Source organism: Larkinella knui (assembly GCF_003858645.1).
In the GTDB taxonomy this organism is placed as follows: Bacteria; Bacteroidota; Bacteroidia; order Cytophagales; family Spirosomataceae; genus Larkinella; species Larkinella knui.
The window spans coordinates 532,051-555,994 of the sequence record NZ_RQJP01000004.1 but is presented as its reverse complement, the minus strand read 5'-3'; the positions used below and the strand labels follow the sequence as shown (position 1 = coordinate 555,994).

Below are 23,944 nucleotides of genomic sequence, written 5' to 3'. Positions count from 1 at the left end.
TCGTTACCGGCGACAACTTTGTATATTATCCGTCCATTTAGTGCTTGTATAGTCAGTTAATCCGTTTTTATGCTTCAACTTTCTACGATACCCTATTATGAATGTGTTGTTGGGCCGGCTCTTTTCAGGGATTCCGGCGTTTCGGTGGCTTTGGGTTGCCGTATGTAGTCTATTTCTAGGGGTCATCGCCACCCCCGAGAGTTTTGGAAAGCACATTTATGGCGGAGATATGAGTCTGCGGGTAACCACCCGTCCGAACTATTATACGCTTACACTCACGCTTTTTTTCGACCAGGCCACCTCGAATTCCGACACCTACGAACGCGAAATCAAACTCTATATTTTCCGGAAAAGTGACAACCTCCGCGTTAGTGCCGTCAACGTCACTCAAACGTCTTCCCAACGGGTTCGCTACGATAACCAGGCCTGCGCCGATTTGCGGAACCTGAAAGTACTGGCGATGAATTATACGACGGAAATTTACCTAAATCCGGCCACCTACAACGATCCCGGCGGTTATTACGTCGTCTGGGACCGCTGTTGCCGCAGTGCCGACATTAGCAATATCCAAAATCCCGGTGGTGAAGGCATGTTGTTTTACATGGAGTTTCCCGCCGTTGTGCGCAACGGAGCCGCCTTTACCAATTCCAGCCCGGAGTTCAGTTTTCCCAATGGAGAATACATTTGCGTCGGGAAACCTTTCAAATTGAACTTTGCGGCCACCGACGCGGACGGCGACCAACTGCGCTATTCGCTGGTGACTCCGCTGGCGGGCTATACCGATAATACCGGCCAAAATACCACGGGCAACGGGCTTTCACACGCTACGTATCCGGAAGTAAACTGGTTGCCGGGCTACAGCGCATCCGTTTCCATTCCCGGCAATCCGCCCTTGAAAATTGATTCGCAAACCGGCCAGTTGAGTGTAACCGCCAGCCAAACCGGGTTGTTTATTTTTGCCGTATTGTGCGAAGAGTTCCGGAATGGCGTGCGGATCGGCTCCATTCGGCGCGAGTTTCAGATGCCGGTTATCGATTGCGGCTCCAATTTTCCACCTCCTCCGGTAATCACGTACAAAAGCGTCGAGACGCTGGATTTGCCATTTTGCGAAGGCGCAACGGCTACGTTATCCACCGAAGCGAATCCGCTCTGGTCGTATCAATGGCAACGCAACGGTTCCAACATTCCGGGTGCCACGTCTTCAACCTTAGCCATCAATGAAGCCGGGGAGTATGCTGTTGTCAAGAGTTTTGCCAAAACCTGTGGCAACGATACGACATCAAAAATCACAAAAGCGCGGATTGTGCCTCTTCCCGCCACCAAAATTACGCCCGGCAAAGACCCCAAACTTTGTGAAGGATCATCGCTTGTGCTGTCGGTTCAGCCGGAAACGGCGGTTCAATACCAGTGGACGGTGGACGGTACGGTTTTACCAGGTGCAACCGCAACCGCATTGACGGTTACCAAAACCGGTTTATATGGCGTACGGGCAACGTCGCCGTTGGCGTGCAGCAACCGCGACAGTCTGGCGGTTGTTGTCAATCCGAACCCCAAAGCCACGCTGGTTAGCTCCGCTTCCGCAATTTGTCAGGATGGCGAAGTCCGTTTGGATGCCGTTGCGGGGGCAAATTACCAGTACGAATGGTATTTCAACACGACGCCAGGCAAATCGAGTTCGGCTTCAACCCGGCTGGTGGATCAGGCAGGAACGTATCAGGTTCGGGTTACCGATGGCAATGGTTGTCAGGGACTTTCGGATCCCTTAACGCTGGCCATACTGCCCCGTCCGGCTATGCGATTCGATAGTGTGGCTCCCGTATGCGTCACCCGCTCGAATCCGCTGCTTCTGGCCGCCAGTCCGGCCGGCGGAGTTTTTTCCGGGCCGGGCGTAACCGGTAATCAGTTTGATCCATCCAAAGCGGGCACGGGTTTGCATACGATAACTTATACCTATGGCAGCACGACGCCCTGCCCGGTTACGATTACCCGGCAAATCCGCGTTGAACCGCCCGCCGATGTCAATCTGCCGGAGCGGGTTAGTGTGCTGATGGGCAGCACGGTTACCCTGAAACCTACGGTTAAAGGACAAACCACCAGTTTTCTGTGGGAGCCGCCCGAAAACCTCTCGGACCCAACCAGTCAGAACCCGAATGCCAACCCGACAGCACCGACCACGTACAAGCTGACGGTTACCGCCCCCGGTGATTGCCGAACCGAAAAAAGCGTGCTGGTCGATGTGCTGAAGCAGATGTTCATTGCCGACGTTTTTTCGCCCAACAACGACGGCATCAATGATGCGTGGGAAATTCGCAATACCGACCAGTTTCCGAATTGCGAAGTGACGATTTACAACCGCTGGGGCGAAGTCGTGTTTTACTCGAAAGGGTACGACAAACCGTGGAATGGCCTATACCGCAACCAGAAGGTAGAACCGGGAAATTACCTCTACCGAATCAAAACCAATGATCCACTGCTGCCGGAATACCGTGGCGCTATTTTGGTGACGTATTAATCAGCTTGCGGTTCGGGATAATGCCCTTCGGGATTGGCAAGCTCGAATCCGATGGTTGCTGATTTGCAATCGGCACTCCTTCATACCCGTGTCGCCCTTGACCGCAGAAACCCCGTACTTTATACGCACTCTTTTACCCTATAAAATTCATAGAAAAAGTAGTTTATTAATTTACCTATTATATTTTTTTGTACTTTTCGGCGTCGATTGGCGCTGAAAATCTGCATTCCCAATCGACTCTATTGGCAAGATAGACCACCGAACAGGATTTACCGAGAATGAATTTAGCAAAAGACGGCGCCCTTTCTTCCAAATTACCGTGGGTTGGAACGACCATATTCACCGTAATGTCAAAATTAGCGAGCGATACGGGTGCCATCAATCTATCGCAGGGTTTTCCGGGCTTCGACTGCTCCCCGGAGCTGGTTGCTTTGGTCGAAAAATACCTCCGAACAGGATTTAACCAATATGCCCCCATGGCGGGCGTGCCCGCCTTGCGCGAAGCATTGGCCCAAAAAACGGACCAATTGTACGGTGTAAGCTATCACCCGGAAACCGAAGTAACGGTTACTTCCGGTGCTACCGAAGCCCTGTTTGCCGCCATTACGGCGGTGATCCGGCCCGGCGATGAAGCGATCGTCTTCGAACCGGCCTACGACAGTTACGTTCCGGCCATCGAGTTGAACGGCGGTATTCCGGTTTTTGTGACGCTGGCCCCACCGACCTACGCCATCGACTGGGAAGACGTTCGCGGGAAAATTACGGACAAGACCCGGCTCCTCATCGTCAACACACCCCACAACCCGACGGGACGCGTCTGGACAGCCGACGACCTGGCCCAACTGGCCGCGCTGGTCCACCAGCGCGACATCTGGATTGTGAGCGACGAGGTTTACGAACACATCCGATTCGACGGCCGACCGCATCTTTCGCTGGCAACGCATCCGGTTTTGCAGGAACGCACGTTCGTCTGCGGCTCGTTCGGCAAGACCTTCCACGTCACCGGCTGGAAAATCGGGTATTGTCTGGCACCCAAGGCGTTGACTGCCGAATTCCGCAAGATCCATCAGTATTTGACCTTCAGCACGGTAACGCCGATTCAGTACGCGCTGGCCGATTATTTGAAGAATCCGGAACCTTACGAAACGCTGCCGGCCTTCTACGAGCACAAACGGGATTTGTTTCTCGACAGCCTTCGTGGCTCCCGGTTTCAATTCCAGCCAACGGAGGGCAGTTTCTTCCAAACGGTTTCGTATCAGAGCATTACGGATGAACCGGATTATGATCTGGCCATCCGGTTGACCAAAGAAATTGGCGTCGCATCGATACCGGTTTCGGTGTTTTACCGCCAGAAAAACGATTTCAAGATCCTGCGTTTCTGTTTTGCCAAAAACGACGACGTACTGCTCCAGGCCGGAGAGCGGCTTTGTCGACTCTAAGTTGTATTCATTTTCCGATTCGCTCGTGGCGACCCCGTCATGACGAATTGCCACCTACTCACGTATGAAAACGACTTAATGCCATTCTTCTAATTCGTTTTTATAATTTTTTGTAGACAACTTGCATGGAAACTGTGGAGTTAAACTGGATGGCCCTGGCTGTTCCTTTCTTTCTGTTTTTTATGGGTTTGGAGTATGTCATTTCCAAATGGCAGAAAAAAGACTATTTTAAATTCAATAATTCAGTCGCCAACATCAACGTTGGCATTGCCGAACGGCTTCTCGATACCTTCACCGTCGGCGCTTTCTATTTCGTTTATGATTACATCCACCAGCACTACGCCCTTTTTGACCTGAAACCGGGCGTAGTGGGCTGGGTTGCCCTGTTTCTGGCGACCGACCTGGTCTGGTACTGGTATCACCGGCTGGCTCACGAAGTCAATTTATTCTGGAGTGCCCACGTCGTTCATCACCAGAGCGAAGATTTCAACTACACGACTTCCGCGCGAATCACGGTTTTTCAGGCCATCATCCGAACCGGTTTCTGGACAATTCTGCCCCTGATCGGTTTTCCGGCCGGCATGATTTCGACCATGCTGATTCTGCACGGTTTATACCCTTTCTTTATTCACACGCGCACCATTGGCAAATTAGGCTGGCTGGAATACATTCTGGTGACGCCCTCGCACCACCGCGTTCACCACGCCAGCAATCCCGAATACCTGGATAAAAACTACGGCGACGTGCTGATCATCTGGGATAGGCTGTTTGGGACGTTTGCCGAAGAAAAAGAAGATGCCAACGAACTTGTTTATGGGTTGACCAAACCGCTCGAAAGCCACAGTTTCTTGTGGCAGCAATTCCATTTTATGATGGAACTCGCCGAAACCGTTCGGCGGACGCCCGGTTTTATGGCCAAACTAAACGTCCTGTTTGGTCGTCCGGACGACATTGACCCGGAGGTTCGGAGTCAGCTGGAAAAGCGGTTTTTGTCCCGCTCATCGGTCCATGCCACCAGTCGCCGGTTTCGGGGTTACGTACTGGGCCAACTAATTGGCATTCTGGCTATTTTGTTCGTTTTCTTATTACTGGAAAACCACATTCCGCTGTATAATCAGGTGTTAATTTCCCTCTTTATCATCATCACGCTGGTCAACTGTGGCGCTTTGCTCGAACAGCGGAACTGGGTGTTTTACCTGGAAATCAGCCGGGTTTCATTCCTGGTTTTAATGATGATTCCGTATTTAAACAACCCCTTGTCATTCAGCGCGTTGTTCATCGGGTCGCTGCTCCTGTGGGCTTATTTTTCCAACTTGCAGAAGCGGTATTTGCGGCTGGTTTACGGTTAAAAGAGAAGAGAGGTTAGACAAGAGAGGAAAGACAAAGTCGTTGGTACTGGTCTTTTCTCTCTTGTCTAACCTCTTTCTTCTAACAACCAATTTATCGAATCCGCCCCATCACTTTATCCAGCTCGACCGACGCGGTCAGGAAATCATAAACGGCCTGCAAATGATTGGATTTGGCCTGAGTAAGCGACAATTCGGCATCCGAAAGATCCAGCCGCGACGCAATGCCCTGTTTCCAGCGGTCGCGGGTAATGCGGTAACCCAGTTCGGCCACCGTCACGGTTTGCCGTTGGGTTTCGATGCGCAGCCGGGCTTCTTCGACGTTGGAAATACCAATTTTCACCTCCGCCCGAACGATTTCCTTCAAATTTACCAACTGCGTTTCGCTTTGCTGGCGGGTAATAACGGCTTGCTGAATCCGGGAAACCGTTCGAAACCCGCTGAAAATGGGCACGCTGACTTGCAAACCCACATACGAGCTAAGCGGCCAGCTATAATCAGCCAGTTTTAAATTATTAGCCTGCGCCTGCGATTGAATCAGGCCAATGGCCGACAGTTTGGGCGACCGTTCAGCGGTTTGCAAGGCGATTTGTTCACGGTTTAGTCTTTCCGTTAACTCCAGCCGGTGGACTTCCGGACGGGCCTGAACAGCTTCAAAAAAAGCATCGGCCCCGGGTACAACCAACCCGGTTTTGTCGTATTGCAACGAATCCTGGAGCTCAATCGCTTCCTGCTCGTCCAGCCCCATGGTCCGTTTCAAAATCGTTTTCGTGATTTCCACCCGATTGCTCAGGCGGCTGATCTCCGGCCGCAGGTTTTCGACCGAAACAAACGCCCGCAGCGTATCGACCCGCGACGCCCGACCCTGCGCCAGCAGCGAGCGCGAATCTTTCAGGGCCTGTTCATTACGCAACAGGCTTTGTTGCTGAAGCTGGAGTTGCTCCTGCGTGATGAGCACATTCAGATACGCTTTTTTGACATCAGTCACAACGCCCGCCCGAACTTCATTCAACCCTTCTGCCGACGCGTTTTCGTAAATCTGCGCGGCCCGGATGGCCGAACCGATTCCCGCCTGAAAAAGCGGCTGCGATACGGCAACACCGCCCACAAAAGCGTTGGAGCCACCAACCCGGAAGGTGGCCAGCTGGTTTTCACCCAATCCCACAAAACTGCCCGGCAAAAAAGAGACCTGTTTCTGCGGAAAATACAGGTATTGCGCCGAAGCCGCCACCGTTGGCAGGGCGTATCCGCGCGCTTCGCGTACTTTCTGCGCTGATTTGGTAGTTTCCAAAGTCGCCACCTGCAAATCACGGTTTTTCTCCAACGCCAGTTTCACGGCGTTTTCCATTGTCAGGGGTCGCACCTGCGCGATGGCCGGTTTTCCCGTGATCAGGAATAAAAGAAGACTTAAAAGAATGGTTTTATAAATAAACGGTTTCATAATTTGTACTAGTGAAAAGTATTGAATAGCCCCAGAGGGGCGCACTGTTTATAGCATCATGGTCTTCCGTCATTCCCCGAGTTTCCCGTTCCCGCTCGCGTGTCGCGAGTGAAGATTATTACAAGGGCCTCCGGCCCGCGCCCGGTCTATCGACGAGAAATTTTCATTCTGGAAGCTCATGGTTCGGGCCGGAGGTCCTTTGAATAATCCTCACTCGCGGCACACGAGCGAGAACAGGGTATTGAATAGCCCCAGAGGGGTGCACTGTTTATAGCTTTGTGGTCTTATGCGCTAACCGGAACCCCGGAGGGGTGAAATTTTGGTATCCGGGACGCCCCGCCGGGGCTTATCGGTCATTAACGCTTCCATTGACTAGTAACAGTCCTCCCCTCCGGGGAAATACGCGCTCATGTATGGGTTCATCAGACCAGTTCGAGCACCTCTTCCTGTTTCTTTTTCGGAACCCGGGAAAAATAGGAATACACAGCCGGGATGATGTAGAGCGTTAGCAAGCCGGCAAAGAGCAAACCGCCGACGATGACCGTTCCCAGCGAATTTCGGCTGTTTTCGGTCAACGCAATGGGAATGGCGCCGAATATCATCGCCAAACTCGTCATCAAAATCGGGCGAAACCGCGAGGCCGCAGCCACTTTAGCGGCTTCCAGCGTACTCAGTCCCTGCTCCTTGCTGTGGTTGGCAAATTCAACAATCAGAATACCGTTCTTGGTAATCAAACCGATCAGCGTGATGATCCCGATCTGGCTGAAAATATTCAGCGTCTGGCCGAAAAGCCACAGGCTAAGGAGTGCGCCCGTCATGGCCATCGGCACCGTCAGCAGAATGATAAACGGATCGATCAAACTCTCGAACTGAGCCGCCAGAATCAGATAAATCAGCACCAGCGCGAATATAAAGGCGTATAACAAACTCGACGAGCTCTCCGAAAAGTCCCTCGATTCACCAGCCAGCGAGGTTTTGATGCTGGGTGGCAGGATTTTTTTAGCAATCCGGTTCATCTCCGCCACGCCGTCGCCAATGGTTTTGCCCGGTGCCAGACCGCCCGAAACCGTCGCCGAAATCGCCTGATCGTAGCGGTAAATGGCCGTCGGACTGACGCTTTCCCGGAACGAAACCAGGTTATCCAGCGAAACCATGTCGCCGGTGCGCGTGCGGACAAACATCGCTTTCAAGTCATACGGCGTGTCGCGTTCCTGCCGTTGCAACTGCCCGATGACCTCATATTGCCGGTCGTTGTAAATGAAATAGCCATACCGCTGACCACTCAGCGCCAGTTGCAAACCACGGGCAATTTCGACAACGGAAATCCCCAGCTCGGCGGCTTTGTCGCGGTCAATTTTCAGCACCAGCTCGGGTTTGTTCACTTTCAAATCCGAATCGACAAACCGCAGGACTTCGCTTTTTCGGGCTTCAGCCAGAAACTTAGGCAGAACTTCGGTGATCGCTGCCAGATTCTGGCCCTGCAACACGTACTGAACCGGTTGCGCCTGACCAAAACGGCTCCCGATGGTGGGCGGCTGAACGGGAAATACCAGCACTCCTCTGAAATTCTGCGCATTGCGGGCGTAAATCTGAAAAACGTCGGCCTGGCTGGTGGTTCGCTCGTCGGCTTTTTTCAGAAACGTGTTCTGAATGGCCAGGTTAACCGGTGCGGGTGGGCCAAACGTCAGGGCCAGAATGGAATACGTCTGGAACAATCCGGGGGTGGAATCGACCGAAAACTTAGCGATTTCGCGCATGTATTTCTCGGTGTATTCATACGATGAGCCTTCGGGTGCCAAAACCGCCAGACTGATCTGCGAGCGGTCTTCCAATGGGGCCAGTTCCGACGGCAATTGCTTGCCAATGATGTAAATCAGCGCAAATGTGGCCGCCAGCGCCACGAAAGCCATCCAGCGGTATTGCAGAAACCACGCCAGTGATTTTTCGTAGCCCCGGTTAAGAGCCACAAAATACGGCTCGGTTTTGCGGTACAGCCAGTTCGGTTTTTCCTGCCGTTTCAGCAGATACGCACTCATCATGGGCGAAAGCGTCAGCGCCACGAAAGCCGATACCAGCACCGAACCGGCCACAACGATGGCAAATTCCTGAAAGAGTTTACCGGTAATTCCGGGCAGAAACAGAATCGGCAGAAAAACCGCTGCCAGTGTAATGGTGGTGGAAATAACGGCGAAATAGATTTCCGACGAGCCTTGAAAAGCCGCCTGAATCGGGCTCATGCCCTCCTCTACCTTGGCGTAAATGTTCTCCAAAACCACAATCGCATCATCGACCACCAGCCCGATCGCCAGCACCAGCGCCAGCAGCGTCAGGATGTTGATGGAATAGCCGACCGCGTACATGATAAAAAAAGACGAAATGATGGAAACCGGAATGGCCACGACCGGAATGATGGTCGAACGCCAGTCGCGCAGAAAGATGAACAGGATCAGAATAACCAGTCCGAAGGCAATGAACAGGGTTTCTTCCACTTCGGAGATGGAATCCCGGATGGGTTCGGTAAAGTCTTTTCCAATCGTTAACTCGTAGTCGGCGGGGATTTCCTTGCGTAATTCTTTCAGGCGACGGTAAAACTCGTCGGCAATGGCGACGGCATTCGCGCCCCGTTGCGGTTCCACAAATACCCCGATTACCGGTGAATTTCCTTTCAGGCTGTTCTGGATGGCGGTTCGCTCGTTTTCGGCTCCCAATTCGGCAAAACCGATGTCTTTGAAACGAATGATGCTGCTGCCTTCTTGTCGGATAATCATGTTGTTAAAATCCGCTTCCTGCGTCAGTCGCCCGAGTGTTCGAACGGTCAGTTCGTTCTGATCCCCTTCAACACGGCCCGACGGCAGATCGACGTTTTCGTTGCGCAGCGCCTGCTCGACATCGGCGGGCGTCAGTTGATAAGCCGCCAGTTTGGCCGGGTCGATGCGGAGCCGCATGGCGTATTTTTTCTCCCCGGCAATCCCCACGCGCTTCACACCCGGAATGGTTTGCATCCGTTCCTTAATCACCGTCGAGGCAATGTTGCTCACTTCCAGGATGGTGCGGGTTTTGCTTTCCACGGCCATAAAGATCACAATATCCCCCGCATTGGCTTTTTCCACGATGGGCGCATCAACGTCGCCGGGCAGCAACCGCCGGGCTTTGGTCACTTTGTCGCGAACATCATTGGCCGCGGCTTCCAGATCCGCGTTGAGGTTAAATTCGACGGTGATGACGCTGGCCGCTTCGCGCGAGACGGACGAGATGGTGCGAATCCCGTTGGCTTCCCCGATGGATTCTTCCAGCGGTTTGGTAATCTGGTAGGCAATCACGTCCGGGCTGGCACCGGGATACGTGGTCGTAACGGTAATAATGGGCGAATCCGTAACCGGATACTCGCGGATTCCGAGGTACGAAAATCCGACAATTCCGAACAAAATAATCAATACGGAGAGCACACCAGCCAACACGGGCCGCTGAATACTAATTCCTGATAAACTCATGGTTGTATTGGTGATGGGATGACCTGATCCGATATGAACAGGTTAAATCTTATGTAACGACTGGTACTATACGCGGTCAGTTTCTTCTAGTGTCCTACCCCGGAGGGGTTCGCTGTTACTAGTAAGTTGGGACAAATTCTGCCAGGCTCCAGAGGAGCGACCTCTTTTTTGATATCAATTTCAGGCCGCCCCTCCGGGGTTTGAATGCATTAATTAAAGTCGAATGCTAGTAACAGAGCGCTCCTCCGCAGCTGAATGGGCCGTGATTTACAAGGGCTGTTTTTCTTCGTTAATTCAAACTGGCGGCCCGGACAGCGACGCCCGGTTCCAGCCGCAACATATTGGTGGTCAACACGGTATCTCCCAACGACAATCCTTCCAGAATCTGGACGGTTCCTTTGGTGCGGCTACCGGTTTTTAATTCCCGCAGGTCAGCTTTTCCGTTTTTAAGTGCAAACAGGGAATACCCTTTGGCGTTGGGAATCAGCGCCTGCGTCGGAATCAGAATACCGTCGTTGGTAGTGTGCAGCGTGAACGTGATTTTTGCCGACGAACCCGGCATGAGCTTGCCGCTTTTGTTTTCACTGATGGCTTTCACGAGCAAACTCCGCGTATTTAAATCCGTTTTCGGTTCGGTGGCAACTACTTTACCGTGGAAAGGCTGGCTACTATTTTCGGTCGTAAATTGAATCAATTGGCCAATTCGGACTGAGGAAGCGTATTTTTCAGGAATCGTGAATGCGACTTCAACCCGGCTCACGTCGTCCAGTGACGTCAAAACCGTCGAGGGCGTCACGTAAGCCCCAACGTCGACTTTGTTCAGGCCCAGTTTCCCGGAAAAGGGTGCGCGGATTTCCGTTTTGGCCAAATCGACATCCAGCATGGCCAGTTCGGCCTGCAAAACGTTCAGGTTCGTTAAAATCTGGTCGTATTCCTGTTGATTGACAGCTTCGGTCGCCAGCAATTCGCGGAACCGTTTCTCGTCGATGCGGGCCAGTTTTTCCTGAAGCGCGATTTTTTTCTTTTTCGCCAGTAAATCCGCATCGTCTAATTTGAACAAGAGCGTTCCCTGATTGACGTAACTGCCTTCGCGGGCGTAAATACGGGTCAGTTTGCGGGCCACTTCACTCACCAGATCCACTTCCTGATTGGCGGCAATGGTTCCGGTGGTTTGCAATTCATCGGCAATCGTTTCCGGTTTTACGACGAAAATATCCGCCACAATCCGCTGATCATCGGCTAGTGCGGAGCTTACAGTTTGTTTTTTGATCGGTTCCGCTTTATTTGAGAATAATTTGGGCGTGAACACGAAAAACGCCACGGTCAGGACGATAATACCGATCATGAGTGACGTGGTGCGAATGGGTGATTGTTGCGATTCCATAGAGGTAGTTCTTATACTTGTAATGTTTTATAACAATCGAACTTTATTGTTCTATGGATGTCGAACAATGCGATCAACAAAATCGGTTCCATCATTCTAAAAAAGAATTGAATTTTTTATCCATCATTCATCGTTGTAGTATCAATTCATGTAGCTACTTCATTTTTCATAGCGGCTACCGACCAGAACGGGAGATACTCAAATGAAACAATATCAGCATCCAAACGCCGACCAGATTACGCTGACGGGCCTTTTGCACGCACTCAGCGATCCGGTTCGGTTGAACTACGTGCAGTGTTTAGCCGCCAAAATAGGCGAATGCCCCTGCGGAGCCATTCCAACACCGGTGGCAAAATCCACCATGTCGCACCATTTGCGCGTCCTGCGTGAAGCAGGCATCGTTCGCATCCGCACGGAAGGCACCCAGAGTCTGACGTCCCTGCGTCTGGCGGAGGTGGAAGCCAAATTTCCGGGCGTTTTGCAGGCGGTTTTGAAAGCTGCGAAGGAAGACGAGACATTACAGGACAACGGACGAGTGGCCTCTGAATCTGATTTGGCCTAAGAATCCTGAAAATTCTGTACTTTCATGCTTTCCTAAAAATAGTATTCAAAATCATGAAACAAGTATTCTCACTAGGTAACCGGAAATCGATCGCGCTTGGGGTTCTGTTACTGACCGCGTCGGTTTTCTTAATGAGCCATTATCCGGCGAAACCGAAGCCCGGCCTGGCCCCGACGCTGAAAATTGACACCGTGGTTTCGGGCCTGAAAATGCCGTGGGCCATGGCTTTTCTGCCCGACGGCAACCTGCTCGTCACCGAACGGCCCGGTCAGTTGCGGCTCGTCAAAAACGGCCAGCTCGATCCGACGCCGATCAACGGGCTGCCCCCAATCCTGTACAAGGGACAAGGCGGTTTGCTGGACATCAATCTGCATCCCAATTACAAGGAAAACGGCTGGATTTACATCAGCTATTCCTCGCCCAAAGCCGACGGTGAAGAAGGCGACGGTGCCAATACCGCCCTGCTGCGCGCCCGGCTGAAAGATCATGATCTGGTCGATGTGAAGGTGCTTTTCAAAGCATCGCCCAACGTTACCGGCGCTCCACACTTCGGGGGCCGCATCGTTTTCGATAAAAAAGGGTACGTTTTTCTGTCACTCGGCGAACGGGGACAGAAAGAACGGTCGCAGGATTTGAGCACCGATCAGGGCAAAGTGGTTCGTCTGCACGACGACGGCCGCATTCCGAAAGACAACCCGTTTGTGGGTCAGGCCAACGCCCGGCCCGAAATCTGGTCGTACGGGCACCGGAATCCGCAGGGCATGACGATTCACCCGACCACGGGCGTGATCTGGGAACACGAACACGGTCCGCAGGGGGGCGATGAGGTCAATATTGTGGAAAAAGGCAAGAATTACGGCTGGCCCCTCATCACCTTCGGCATCGACTACGACAACAGCATCATTTCAAAAGACACGGCCCGCGCGGGCATGGAACAACCGGTCATTTACTGGCGTCCATCGATTGCGCCCTGCGGCATGACGTTTGTAACCAGCCCGAAATTCAAGGAATGGAACGGCGATTTGCTGGTTGGCTCCATGAAATTTACGTACATCAAACACTGCGTGGTGCGAGGAAATAAAATCGTTAGCCAGGAAATTATTGCCGACAAAATCGGCCGCGTTCGGGATCTCCGCCAGGGGCCGGACGGCAATATTTACGTCGTTCTTGAAAATTCCGGGAAAATTGTAAAGATGAGCCCGGCAGCTCAGTAAGCTTAATTATACCGTGAATTACGGCTAATGGACTCCAGAGGAGTCTCCAGTTAATAGCATCTTAGGAATAGGATCTGGCCGTGAAGCTCCGGAGGAGCGTCCTGGCTACCGAATGAGGGCGCTCCTCCGGAGCTTCACGGCCACATTTGGCCGCAATTTTCTATTGACAGGCAGCCCCTCCGGGGCAAATACATGCGCAATTCACAGTAATTAAAAAGAACGGTTTGCCAGCAGACCGGTTCTTTATTGCCATAACGTATTCATGATGAAACTCCTGCTCCTGCTTCTTTCAGGAATGATATTCTGCTCCGCTATTCTCCCCAATCAGGACGACACGCTTGAAAAAAGCATGGCGCGGGGAAAAACGATTTATACCGAGAATTGCATCAATTGCCACATGGCCAAAGGCGAAGGGGTGGTCGAGACGTTTCCACCCCTGGCAAAGTCCGACTACTTGCTAAAAACGCCAGCCAAAGCCATTCAGGCCATTAAATTTGGTTTGCAGGGGCCGATCAGAGTGAACGGCGCGACCTACGACAACGCCATGCCCGAACCCGGTTTGGATGAACAGGAAGTGGCCGACGTGATGAATTACATCCTCAATTCCTGGGGCAATTCGTCCGATAAAAAGCTGATTACCGCCCTGCAGGTAGGCGACGTCAAGGCGAACCAATAACCTCATTCAGAAAGCATTGCAACCTGAAACGTGGCGAAGTGATCGTTTCTGAACCGGGCGAAGTAAACGGCAATTACTTTTTGGAATTGGCCTTCCGTTTTGCCAGGTCTTTTCGGAATTCCGACGGACTTTGCCCCATATGCTGCCGGAAAATGCGGGTAAAATGACTCTGATCCGAAAAACCGGTGATGTACGCAATCTCCGACAGGGAATTTTGGGAGGATTCCAGCAGTTGAACCGCCTTTTCGATCCGGAGTTTACGGATGTATTCGCCAAACGAGAGATCGTCGAAATACCGGGAAAACTCCCGCGATAAATAGGTCGGATTGATGTTTAAATCTTCAGAAACCGCCTTCAGGCTCAGATTCAGGTTGGTGTCGATGTGGTTCTGAATCAGGTCCCGGAGTTCGGTGGTCCAGGCGGGGGCCTTCGTTTTTCTTTCGCCTTTCTGATCCAGATACGTCCGGTAAATCTGCAACAATACGTGTTCTGCCGGACTCTGTACGTGTTTTACCTGTGGCAAATACGTCGCCCAGCTATACAGCGAATCATAAATCAACATTCCCTTTTCCAGCAACTCGTAATCGTCGCGGATCATAAAAGCCATTCCGGCCGAAATGGCCCACAAACCAGCCGCCTGACTCGCCACGGAATGATCATCCGTATCCGCACCCCGAATGATGGGCGCCATAATGTGCAAAGCCGGATCGTTCAGGTCGTATTTTTTGAGAAAATAGTCGAACGTGCACTGGTTTTCGTAGTGCGTAAATTCGACCCCGGGAATGTCGAACGGAATAGCCTGAAGCGCTTCCGCCCGTGATTTAACCTGCGAATCGGGCACAAAAATGATTTCGGCTTCCAGGTCAATAAACCGCCTGATCAGCCAAGGACAGGCAATACGATCAATTTTAGGGCGTTCGCGGGTAATCCATTTCATACAACCAATGACGCAGTTCAACGAAGAGTGTCCCGAAGATACGCCATTCGCCGGAATCACGAAAGAATGGAATCCAGCGAAATCCGGTCGATGTAGGGCTTCAGTTCTTCCGTGTTTGAAAAGCCGCGCACCAGCGTTACATCGAGCCGACGCTGGCAAATCCACAGTTCAACAAAGAACGTATTTACTGCGTACAGGTGCAGCCAGAAACCGGGCAAACGCTTGGTGTCCAGCAAGATGCCGGTTTGCCAAACCGTGTTCAATTGTTCCTGAAAGGATAATGCCCGGAAATAAGCGAGTTTCTTTTTTTCCTGTTCACTTTTCATGGATCGACCGCGGCCAGCGGTTTATTATTTTCCGGATGTTCGGATCGATGCTTTGGCAGGACCTTCTTTCAGCAACTGATCCAGATCGGCGTTAAATTCCTTTACAAACTCCTCATAATACGCCCCCGTAGCCGGACCGGTATAGCCGGTATGAATCTTGGTAACTTCGCCCTGCCGGTTGATGTAGATGGTGGTCGGGAAAGAAAGCACTTCGCTCAGCGCCGGCAATACCGATGAGGCATATTGCTTATCGGCCTGGCCCGCAAAAAGAAGATCATATTCCACACCGAAACGTTTTTTCAGGGCTTCCAGGCGGGTTTTGGCAAAGGCCGGGTCGTTTTTTCGTTCAAATGCCAGCCCAATTATTTCCACGCCCCGCCGACGATTGGCCCGAAACCAGGGGGCCAGAAAGGCCGTTTCGTCGAGGCAGTTGGGGCACCAGCTTCCCAGAATGGTCACCACCACAACTTTCCCCTTGTATTTCGGATCGTTCAGGGACACCGGTTTTCCGGTAAACGCATCCGGGAACGTAAAATTGAACGGAACGCCGTCTTTGCTTTTGGTTAGTGTGTAGGCATCGGGCAAAGCCGCCTGCGCGTTGCGCGTACCTTTCACGGGCTGCACACCCCGGGCGGTGATCCATTCGGCGGTTAGCTCGTTGCCGCTGATTTTCCCTTTAATGAGGGAAGGGCTGGAACCGCTGAAAGCCGACAACGCAAATTCGTCGCCTTCCACCGAGCCTTCCAGATACCGGTAATCGCCGGTGGTCGTCAGAAAGGTTCCGGTTATTTTACTCCCGGTCTGGCTGAAAACTCCGACCGTTCCGGTTTTACCAATGGTTACGTCCCACTTGCCCTGTAAGCTAACCGAAGCCGCAGCAGGTTTTTCCGTAAACCGGTACCGCTGGCCGAATTCCGCCCGAAATGGAATGCCGGGATCGGGAGTGGCGGTGTTCAGGCGTTTGAATATGCCCGAAAGTGCTTTCCCATTCTCAATTTTTGCTTTCAGCACCGCGTCATAAATATCGACCGGCAAAAACAGCGAGTCGCCTTTTTGCGTCACTCCTTTCAACTCGAAGCGTTCCGAGCCGTTCAGAAGCCAGGCCGTCGGGCCCTTCAGTTCAAAGTTGAACGGAGCTTCGTTTCCGTTCGCAACCGCAAATGTTCCGCGCCAGAAACCGTCCTGCGGTTTTGGTTGGGCCTGCGTGGAAAAACCCGCCAGCAACAGGGCGGATAGCGTTACTCTGGTGATGTAATTCATGGCGTTCAGGTTGGTATGCGATTCGTTTATCGATGATTTCGTACTTAAAATGATGCCCACAAACTCCAGACATTGCGCAAACTCAGGCCAATAATGACAAAGCCGACAATGACCATCAGGATTTTGGGATTTACTTTACCACAGACATAAGCCGCAAATGGCGAGGCCAAAACGCCCCCCAGCAGCAAACCGGCCGTGACCGGCCAGTCTCCGGTGCCAATCATCAGAATGAACGTTCCGGCACCGGCCGAGGCAATGAAAAACTCGGCCAGATTGACCGAACCGATCGTATAGCGCGGATTACGGCCCTGGCCCAGTAGCGAAGACGTCACGACCGGCCCCCAGCCCCCTCCGCCAACGGCGTCGATAAAACCGCCCAGCAACGCCAGCGGACCCACATACCGGGTTTTCTGTTTGGGTTTCTTTTTCCGAAGTGCTTTGCGGATGACAACCGCACCCATAAAAATCAGATAAAACGAGATGTAGGGCTTGATCAGATTGCCATCGAATGAACTAAGAATATACGCTCCAATAATGGCCCCGACCACGCCCGGAAGCACCAGAATTTTGAAGAGTTTCTTATTGACGTTACCGAATTTCCAATGCGATAAACCGGAAGCGCCCGTGGTAAATACTTCGGCGATGTGGACGCTCGCGCTGGCCGCAGCCGGACTGACGCCCATACTCAGCAGCAAGGAAGTTGAACTAATGCCGTAGGCCATGCCCAGTGCCCCGTCGATGGTTTGGGCCAGAAAACCGGCTACTACGAACAACCAGAAGGTCGGCGTTGCCAATTCATGGACCACGGGCTGAACCGGAATATCTAAAAATTTCCAGGCCATTACACCCGCTGAAAGCACCAACAAGGCCGTAGCCAGAATCAGCAGAGGGGACGTGGTAGCCTGGGGCTTGGCGGGCGTCTGAGTATCAATCATATTAATTTTCCAATTATCAGCTTAATCTATATACTTTGTAGACAATTATTTTAAAAACAGAGCCAGAGGGTTTTCTCTGGCTTGATCCCACAAACGTGGAACAAAAAAAAAGAATTACAAACTAAGTGAATCCTTTTTTTGAATTTCAGCGGTATTATTCAATTACCTGGCCGAAAAATCTAAAATTCCGAAAACAAGCCTTCGTTTTGTCACTTATCCCGTACGCACCGAAAACCCAGGTTGTCGCTGCCGCTACTTACCTCGCCCTTGCCGCGGCTCCCGGCTTTATACCGGATGCAATATTGGTCGCTGCACAGAAAGGAGCCGCCCCGCTGAACGTATTTCACCGCGCCGGGTTCGTCCGGATCGTAACTATCGGTGGGGCCTTTGGGATTTTCTTTCGGGCTATTCCGGTAATAATCAGGGCGGTACAAATCCTGACACCATTCCCAGACATTACCATCCATATCGTATAAACCGTACGGATTGGCCGGAAACGACCGAACCGGTGCCACACCGGCAAAACCGTCTTCCGTTGTGTTCTGATTCGGGAAATTGCCCTGATAAATGTTCGCAATCCACTGGCCCGCCGGTTTCAGTTCGTCACCCCAGTAATATTTCCGGTTGCCTTTGCCGCCCTGGGCGGCAAATTCCCATTCGGCTTCGGTCGGCAGGCGCTTTCCGGCCCATTTTGCGTACGCTGCCGCATCTTCGTAACAAACGTGCACAACCGGCTGATTTTCGCGCCCTTGCAGGTTGCTTTGCGGCCCCGCCGGGTGTTTCCAGCTGGCTCCGGCCACATATTGCCACCAGACCAGCGGATTTTCCAACGAAACTTTCTGCGCCGGGGGCGTAAAAACCGCTGAACCCGGCACCAGTTTGTCCGCCGGAACGCCCGGATAATCTTTTGGATTCAACGGCCGTTCGGCCACGGTTACGTATTTGGTTGCGGCCACAAACCGGGCAAATTCTGCATTCGTCACCTCGTGTTTGTCCATCCAGAATCCATCGACTTTGACGCTGTGGAGCGGCCGGGAATCGGGAAACTCATCAGAACCCATTTGAAACGAACCACCCGGAATCCAGGCCATTTCGTCCGTGCTGTTCTCGCCCGATGCGGTTACCGAAGCGGCCTGCCGAACAGCCGCCGAGCGCGACGGCATTCCCTTCGCCACACAATGCGCAGCACTGTCCGCTTTTGCCGCCTGCTCCTCTCCAGCCGACTGATTCTGGGAATGACAAGCTGCAACTCCGGCCAGAAATACGCCCAAAAGGAGCATTTTTAACCCGCCTTTTCCCATCATCTCATATCCCACTTTCCACAATTTTAAGCGCTTCATCATCCTTGTACTTGCGGATTTGTTCTTTCAGTTTCGTCTTCAGATCAGCGGTTATTACCTCATATCCTTTAACGCCGTAGACGTTATGAAGTTCCTGCGGATCTTTTTTCAGATCATACAATTCCCAGTATTCTTTTGGTCCGTAAAAGCGCACCAGTTTGTACTGTTCACCCCGCAATCCGATGTGCGGATAAACGTGGTGCGGCACCGGATATTCGTAATAATGATAATACGCGTCCTTGCGCCAGGCCACTTTTTTTCCTGTCAATAAAGGCAGAAACGATTCCCCCTGAATCTCTTTCGGAATGGCGGTTCCGGTCAGGTTGAGCAGCGTAGGTGCCCAGTCGATGTTGGAAATCAGCTCATTAACCTGCGTTCCTGGTTTAATTACGCCCGGATAGCGAATCACAAACGGCGTTTTCAGCGATTGTTCGTAAATAAACCGCTTGTCGAACCAGCCGTGTTCGCCCAGATAAAAACCCTGATCGGACGCATAAATGACAACGGTATTTTTCGCCAGCCCGGATTTATCCAGGTAATCCAGCAGTTCACCAATGTTGCGGTCGAGCGAATTTGCCGTGGCCAGATAATCCTTCAAATACCGCTGGAATTTCCACTCGGCCAACGCTTTACCGCTGAGCTTTTTCGCGTCGAATTCCTTGCTGATTTTATTTTCGTAATACTCATAAAACGCTTTCTTCTCTTCGGGCGAAAACCGGTTATAAATGCCGCTTTTCTGGTAATCCGCGTGAACTTTCAGGTCTTCCTTCAACCGCATCGTTTTGTCGATGGTCATGTCCTGATTTTTTGCGGCTTCCCGGCCCTCGTAGTTATCATAAAACGTCGACGGCAAGGGGAAATCCACCTTATCATACGCACCCAGATCCTGCACATCGGGCAGCCATTCGCGGTGTGTTGCCTTGTGGCCCACCACCAGAAAGAACGGTTTGGAAGCGTCCCGCTGGTTGAGCCAATCCAGCGAAAGTTTGGTAACGACGTTGGTGACATACCCCGGATACCGAACCGTATCGCCTTTGGAATTGATAAAATCCGGACTGTAATAATGCCCCTGCCCCGGCAAAACATTCAGGTAATTGAAACCGTGCGGCAAACTTCCGAGGTGCATTTTGCCCACCCACGCGGTTTGGTAGCCATTTTTCTGTAATTCCTCCGGGAAAACCGGCTGGTTGATCTCGAACTTCCGCTCGTTGACCTTGTAACCGTTCAGGTGGCTGTATTTCCCGGTTAGCAGCGTTGCCCGGCTGGGTCCGCAGATGGAATTGGTGACGACGTTGTTGTGCAAAATAGCGCCTTCTTTCGCGATCCGGTCGATATTGGGCGTTTTGGTCAACTTACTCCCGTACGCACTGATGGCCTGGTAAGCGTGGTCGTCGGAGAAAATAAAAATGATATTGGGCCGGGCGTTCTGAAGGCTTTCCGGCTCCCTGGGGGTGTATCCCGGAACCACCAAAAAGGCCGCCAGCGCCGATGCAATGCCGATAATTCCTGCTCCAATTTTAAAGTTCATTGCCATTTTATAGTTAGTCAGTTCAGGGTTTATAGTTTCGGGTAAAAGCGTCCGGATTAACCGGAAACGATAAACCTTAAACTATAAACCATTTTTACCAGATACCTCGTCCGGCCACGCCACCGCTTTACCGGTTTTTTTGAACGTCGGCATCTGCGCATTCCAGGTCTTCAACTGCTTAGTAAGCAACAAAGCGAGCTGTTTTACTTTATCCGGATGTTGCGTCGCCCGGTTTTGTTGTTCGCCAATATCGTCTTTCAGGTTGTACAATTCCAGGGCCGCCGTCCGGTGATCATACACCAGTTTCCAGTCACCCTGCCGAATACCGCTCGCCCAGTGAATCAGCGGTCCCTCGGCCGAAATCCAGCGGTTGGGGTGGTGCCAGACCAGGGCGCGGGACGTGTCTTTCAGGGCCGGATTTTTCAGCAAGGGCAGAAACGACCGGCCATCGACCTGCTGAACAACCGCCGGTTTTTTCACCCCGGCCATGTCCAGAATCGTCGGAAAAAAGTCTTCAACAATTACGTATTGCTCCGTCACCCCGCCCGGTTTGACCACGCCCGGCCAGCGCACCAGCATCGGCTCGCGAATACCGCCTTCGTAGACCGACCCTTTTCCGGCCCGTAGCGGCAGGTTGTGCGTGTGTTCCTTGCCGCCCCGTTGCGGTTTCGTACTAAGCCCGCCGTTGTCGGACATAAAGATAATCACCGTATTGTCGGCAATCCGTCGTTCGTCCAGAAAATTCAGCAGGTCGCCCAGACTTTTATCCATGCCTTCAACCAGCGACGCATACCTGGCTTCGATGCTATCCAGACCGGCTTTCAGGTATTTGTCAACAAACCGCTTGTCGGCCATAATCGGCGTATGAACGGCGTAGTGCCCGAAATAGAGGAAAAACGGCTGTTTTTTCTGAATCGGCACCTCCACGGCTTTAATGGCTTCGAGGGTGAGTGCTTCGGATAAAAAAACATCTTTGCCGTGGTACTTTTCCAAACCCGGAACGGCGTTGCGGTTGGGTTTACCATTCACCGGATGATCGTAATTTTCGGTTCCCAGGTAACTGGCCGGATGCCCGATTTCACTCCCGGCAATATTGACCTGAAAACCCAGATTTTTCGGATCGGAACCCGGTGTTCCTGCCGAACCGAAATGGGCTTTCCCGGTGTGAATCGTGTAATAGCCGTTCTGACTCAAAAGCGCAGGCAAGGGCGTCGCATGAAACGTATGCTCGATACCGGCGACCGGGCTGAGGCCGTTGATGTTCCAGTCGACGGAATTCAGCGTAGAATCCGGAAAGTCGGTATTTTTATTCTGGTTGGGGGAGGTCCAGTGCGTGATCCGGCTGTGGGCGGCATTGACCCCGCTCAGCAAACTCGTGCGGGTGGGCGTACAAACCGGCATGGCGTAGGCATTCGTAAACTTCAGCCCCTCGCGCGCCAGCCGCTCCATGCTGGGCGTGCGATACCGCCGGTTCAGGTCGGTCACCTGTTTCCAGAAAGGCACCGACGTATCCTGCCAGCCCATGTCATCGACCAGAAAAACGACGATGTTGGGCGGTGTCGGTTTCTGGGCGAACGTACCGCTGATTGCCAGTGCGATCAAGCTGATGATCAACCCGGTTTTTTTCGAAAATTTATCCATCTCTAAACGATTTTGAGCCCATACATACCCTATCCATTTTTACGCGAACAAAAGCCCAAAGGGCTGACATCACTAGCCCCGGGTAACACCCGGGGTTCATCGGGGATCGCGGGGTTCATCCGGGGAACGCGGGGTCACGTGGATCGCGGGTATTACCCGGGGATCATCCGGGGACCCCGCGATCGGATTGGGTGACAATAATCTATCGTCCATACGTTCGGTATCAATAGGCCTATAATTCGATTCCCGGATGAACCCCGCGTTCCCCGGATGCCCCCACGTTCCCTAGATGATCACCGCGTCCCCGAGTAACCCCCATGATTCCCGGATGACCGATCCCGCGAACCCCGGATAAACCCCGCGAACCCCGGATAAACCCCGCGAACCCCGATGATCCCCGCAAATCCCGGATGATCCCCGCGAACCCAGGGTGTTACCCGGGGCTAGTGATGGCAGCCCTTTGGGCTTTTGTTGAAGAGCGTTCGAGGGGTTATTTATACCCTTCATTCTGCTTCAAATTCGGATTCCGGTCAATTTCGCTTTGCGGCAGCGGATACAGAACCTGATAGTCAAAGGCCACTTTCCCCCGCGCTTTGGCGTATTCGATAAACTTGCCGTGCCGAATCAGGTCCTGCCGACGAAGTTCTTCCGAGAAAAATTCCCAGCCGCGTTCCTTCAGCAAATGGGCCCGCAACGCATCTTTGGACGCAAAATCCCCGATTTTCAGCAACGTCACGCCCGCTTTCGCCCGCACCTGATTGATCAGGTCGATGGCTTCCTGCGTCGGTCCGCTCAGTTCGTTGAGGGCTTCGGCGCGGCTGAGCAGAATGTCGGCGTAGCGATACACCGGAAAATCGTTGCCCATCACCTCGCCCGTGGCGCTCAAATCTTCCTTGAACTTAAAACTACGAACATCATCGGTTCCGAGCTTGATAATTTTTCCGTTCACATCTTCATACTCCGTAATGATGGCCTGACGCCGTTGATCGGCCGGCTCGAAGGTGTTGTAAAAAGCCGACAGGGTTTTCAGCTGCGTCGCGTAATTGGTTTTGGGGGCCGTTTTGAATTTGTAATTCGGCGGTGCGGCATGGGGCAGGTAATTATCGCCCAAACCCGGTTGCGCCAGACTGGGCCGGATGTAGATAAATTCGCTGTTTTTCTCGTTGGCCATATCGAACAGATTGGTTCGATACGTTGTACTAAACAACTGATACACATTGAGATCGATAACTTTTTTGGCGGTTTCGGCGGTCTCCTGCCATTTCTTGTTGTTCAGATGAAACCGGGTCAGTAACGCCAGAGCCGCGCCTTTGGTGGCCCGTCCATACTGGGTAGCCACGGTGGGTAAAATGTCCGCAACGGCTTTAAATTCCGATTCGACAAACGCGATGAACTCCTCTTTGGTAGCGCGGCTGGGACGGTCGTCGCTGCTGGTGGTGCTGCTGATAATGAGCGGAACCGGGCCGAAGTGTTCGTACAGAATCTGGTAGGCGCTGGCCCGCAAAAACCGCGCTTCGGCCAGAATCTGGGTCTTCCGGGTTTCGTTCATGGCAATAGCCGGCACCTGATCCAGAATCAGATTTGTCCGGTAAATGGTCCGGTAATGCGTAGTCCAGGCAGTTTCGAAAAACTCGTGCGACGCGTTCCAGGTAAAATCCTCCAGCGGTTGGGCCAGACTCCGCAAACCGCCTTCCCGGTCGATCAGCAGGTCGGTATTGACTTCGGCCATCAACAGATAATTCCGAAAACCCCGGCGTTGCTCCACCGAATACGCCGAGTTCAACAAGCCTTCGGCATCGTCGGCTTTCTGGAAAAAGTTGTTGGGTCCGAAGGCCGAATAAACTTCTTCCTCCAACGGATCGGCGCAACCGGCCAACAGAATGATTGCGAATAAATAGAGTATATTTTTCAT

Annotated in this window: 17 protein-coding genes; 6 read left to right on the top strand and 11 right to left on the bottom strand. The window is 52.4% G+C overall.

All coding sequences use genetic code 11. The annotated features are described in order from the left end of the window. Positions 1 to 97 precede the first annotated feature (97 nt). The 3 genes from EHT87_RS20730 (at position 98) to EHT87_RS20720 (ending at position 5,300) form a co-directional block, all read left to right on the top strand. Positions 98 to 2,512: a T9SS type B sorting domain-containing protein gene (locus EHT87_RS20730; RefSeq protein WP_124908571.1), complete on the top strand. Its 2,415-nt coding sequence runs from the start codon at positions 98 to 100 to the stop codon at positions 2,510 to 2,512. A 278-nt stretch (positions 2,513 to 2,790) separates the two neighbouring features. Next, positions 2,791 to 3,951 (top strand): methionine aminotransferase, encoded by a 1,161-nt coding sequence (locus tag EHT87_RS20725; RefSeq protein ID WP_124908570.1) that lies wholly within the window; start codon positions 2,791 to 2,793, stop codon positions 3,949 to 3,951. Between the two features lie 125 nt (positions 3,952 to 4,076). Then, positions 4,077 to 5,300 (top strand): sterol desaturase family protein, encoded by a 1,224-nt coding sequence (locus tag EHT87_RS20720; protein ID WP_229321211.1) that lies wholly within the window; start codon positions 4,077 to 4,079, stop codon positions 5,298 to 5,300. 91 nt (positions 5,301 to 5,391) lie between these two features. Here EHT87_RS20720 and EHT87_RS20715 read toward each other — a convergent pair whose 3' ends face one another. The 3 genes from EHT87_RS20715 to EHT87_RS20705 form a co-directional block, all read right to left on the bottom strand. Beyond that, a complete protein-coding gene (locus EHT87_RS20715; RefSeq protein WP_124908569.1) occupies positions 5,392 to 6,738 on the bottom strand; it encodes a TolC family protein in 1,347 nt (448 codons plus the stop codon). Between the two features lie 422 nt (positions 6,739 to 7,160). Then, entirely contained in the window at positions 7,161 to 10,229 is a 3,069-nt protein-coding gene (locus EHT87_RS20710) for an efflux RND transporter permease subunit (RefSeq protein WP_124908568.1), read from the bottom strand. Positions 10,230 to 10,518: 289 nt separating this feature from the next. Beyond that, the gene (locus EHT87_RS20705; protein WP_124908567.1) at positions 10,519 to 11,613 is read right to left on the bottom strand and encodes an efflux RND transporter periplasmic adaptor subunit; all 1,095 of its coding nucleotides are present in this window, start codon (positions 11,611 to 11,613) and stop codon (positions 10,519 to 10,521) included. Between the two features lie 202 nt (positions 11,614 to 11,815). Here EHT87_RS20705 and EHT87_RS20700 point away from each other — a divergent pair, with 202 nt between their 5' ends. The 3 genes from EHT87_RS20700 to EHT87_RS20690 all read left to right on the top strand — a co-directional run bounded on the left by EHT87_RS20700 (position 11,816) and on the right by EHT87_RS20690 (position 14,065). Further along, complete coding sequence (locus EHT87_RS20700; protein WP_124908566.1) at positions 11,816 to 12,175, top strand: ArsR/SmtB family transcription factor; 360 nt, start codon at positions 11,816 to 11,818, stop codon at positions 12,173 to 12,175. Positions 12,176 to 12,228: 53 nt separating this feature from the next. Further along, positions 12,229 to 13,389 carry a PQQ-dependent sugar dehydrogenase gene (locus EHT87_RS20695; protein WP_124908565.1) on the top strand — a complete coding sequence of 387 codons (1,161 nt, stop codon included), beginning with the start codon at positions 12,229 to 12,231 and terminating at the stop codon, positions 13,387 to 13,389. A gap of 262 nt (positions 13,390 to 13,651) precedes the next feature. After that, the gene (locus EHT87_RS20690; RefSeq protein ID WP_229321209.1) at positions 13,652 to 14,065 is read left to right on the top strand and encodes a c-type cytochrome; all 414 of its coding nucleotides are present in this window, start codon (positions 13,652 to 13,654) and stop codon (positions 14,063 to 14,065) included. A gap of 73 nt (positions 14,066 to 14,138) precedes the next feature. On the opposite strand, the gene EHT87_RS20685 is transcribed toward EHT87_RS20690, so the two are convergent. The 8 genes from EHT87_RS20685 to EHT87_RS20650 form a co-directional block, all read right to left on the bottom strand. Then, a complete protein-coding gene (locus EHT87_RS20685) occupies positions 14,139 to 15,002 on the bottom strand; it encodes a chromate resistance protein ChrB domain-containing protein (protein WP_124908564.1) in 864 nt (287 codons plus the stop codon). Between the two features lie 56 nt (positions 15,003 to 15,058). After that, complete coding sequence (locus EHT87_RS20680; RefSeq protein WP_124908563.1) at positions 15,059 to 15,328, bottom strand: hypothetical protein; 270 nt, start codon at positions 15,326 to 15,328, stop codon at positions 15,059 to 15,061. Positions 15,329 to 15,352: 24 nt separating this feature from the next. Further along, positions 15,353 to 16,588 carry a peroxiredoxin family protein gene (locus EHT87_RS20675; protein ID WP_124908562.1) on the bottom strand — a complete coding sequence of 412 codons (1,236 nt, stop codon included), beginning with the start codon at positions 16,586 to 16,588 and terminating at the stop codon, positions 15,353 to 15,355. A gap of 44 nt (positions 16,589 to 16,632) precedes the next feature. Next, on the bottom strand, positions 16,633 to 17,523 hold the full coding sequence (locus EHT87_RS20670) for a sulfite exporter TauE/SafE family protein (RefSeq protein ID WP_124908561.1): 891 nt from the start codon (positions 17,521 to 17,523) through the stop codon (positions 16,633 to 16,635). A gap of 209 nt (positions 17,524 to 17,732) precedes the next feature. Next, the gene (locus EHT87_RS20665; protein ID WP_374756037.1) at positions 17,733 to 18,863 is read right to left on the bottom strand and encodes a formylglycine-generating enzyme family protein; all 1,131 of its coding nucleotides are present in this window, start codon (positions 18,861 to 18,863) and stop codon (positions 17,733 to 17,735) included. Then, on the bottom strand, positions 18,829 to 20,391 hold the full coding sequence (locus EHT87_RS20660; RefSeq protein WP_124908560.1) for a sulfatase family protein: 1,563 nt from the start codon (positions 20,389 to 20,391) through the stop codon (positions 18,829 to 18,831). The genes EHT87_RS20665 and EHT87_RS20660 overlap by 35 nt, the downstream gene beginning before the upstream one ends. Before the next feature lie 81 nt (positions 20,392 to 20,472). Then, positions 20,473 to 22,032: a sulfatase gene (locus EHT87_RS20655; RefSeq protein WP_124908559.1), complete on the bottom strand. Its 1,560-nt coding sequence runs from the start codon at positions 22,030 to 22,032 to the stop codon at positions 20,473 to 20,475. 490 nt (positions 22,033 to 22,522) lie between these two features. Further along, positions 22,523 to 23,944, bottom strand: a complete 1,422-nt coding sequence (locus EHT87_RS20650; RefSeq protein ID WP_124908558.1) for a RagB/SusD family nutrient uptake outer membrane protein — start codon at positions 23,942 to 23,944, stop codon at positions 22,523 to 22,525.

Bases quoted from the DNA above. Each gene is read 5' to 3' on its own strand.
- EHT87_RS20730 (WP_124908571.1), top strand. From the start codon at position 98: ATGAATGTGTTGTTGGGCCGGCTCTTTTCAGGGATTCCGGCGTTTCGG.
- EHT87_RS20725 (WP_124908570.1), top strand. From the start codon at position 2,791: ATGAATTTAGCAAAAGACGGCGCCCTTTCTTCCAAATTACCGTGGGTT.
- EHT87_RS20720 (WP_229321211.1), top strand. From the start codon at position 4,077: ATGGAAACTGTGGAGTTAAACTGGATGGCCCTGGCTGTTCCTTTCTTT.
- EHT87_RS20715 (WP_124908569.1), bottom strand. From the start codon at position 6,738: ATGAAACCGTTTATTTATAAAACCATTCTTTTAAGTCTTCTTTTATTC.
- EHT87_RS20710 (WP_124908568.1), bottom strand. From the start codon at position 10,229: ATGAGTTTATCAGGAATTAGTATTCAGCGGCCCGTGTTGGCTGGTGTG.
- EHT87_RS20705 (WP_124908567.1), bottom strand. From the start codon at position 11,613: ATGGAATCGCAACAATCACCCATTCGCACCACGTCACTCATGATCGGT.
- EHT87_RS20700 (WP_124908566.1), top strand. From the start codon at position 11,816: ATGAAACAATATCAGCATCCAAACGCCGACCAGATTACGCTGACGGGC.
- EHT87_RS20695 (WP_124908565.1), top strand. From the start codon at position 12,229: ATGAAACAAGTATTCTCACTAGGTAACCGGAAATCGATCGCGCTTGGG.
- EHT87_RS20690 (WP_229321209.1), top strand. From the start codon at position 13,652: ATGATGAAACTCCTGCTCCTGCTTCTTTCAGGAATGATATTCTGCTCC.
- EHT87_RS20685 (WP_124908564.1), bottom strand. From the start codon at position 15,002: ATGAAATGGATTACCCGCGAACGCCCTAAAATTGATCGTATTGCCTGT.
- EHT87_RS20680 (WP_124908563.1), bottom strand. From the start codon at position 15,328: ATGAAAAGTGAACAGGAAAAAAAGAAACTCGCTTATTTCCGGGCATTA.
- EHT87_RS20675 (WP_124908562.1), bottom strand. From the start codon at position 16,588: ATGAATTACATCACCAGAGTAACGCTATCCGCCCTGTTGCTGGCGGGT.
- EHT87_RS20670 (WP_124908561.1), bottom strand. From the start codon at position 17,523: ATGATTGATACTCAGACGCCCGCCAAGCCCCAGGCTACCACGTCCCCT.
- EHT87_RS20665 (WP_374756037.1), bottom strand. From the start codon at position 18,863: ATGAAGCGCTTAAAATTGTGGAAAGTGGGATATGAGATGATGGGAAAA.
- EHT87_RS20660 (WP_124908560.1), bottom strand. From the start codon at position 20,391: ATGAACTTTAAAATTGGAGCAGGAATTATCGGCATTGCATCGGCGCTG.
- EHT87_RS20655 (WP_124908559.1), bottom strand. From the start codon at position 22,032: ATGGATAAATTTTCGAAAAAAACCGGGTTGATCATCAGCTTGATCGCA.
- EHT87_RS20650 (WP_124908558.1), bottom strand. From the start codon at position 23,944: ATGAAAAATATACTCTATTTATTCGCAATCATTCTGTTGGCCGGTTGC.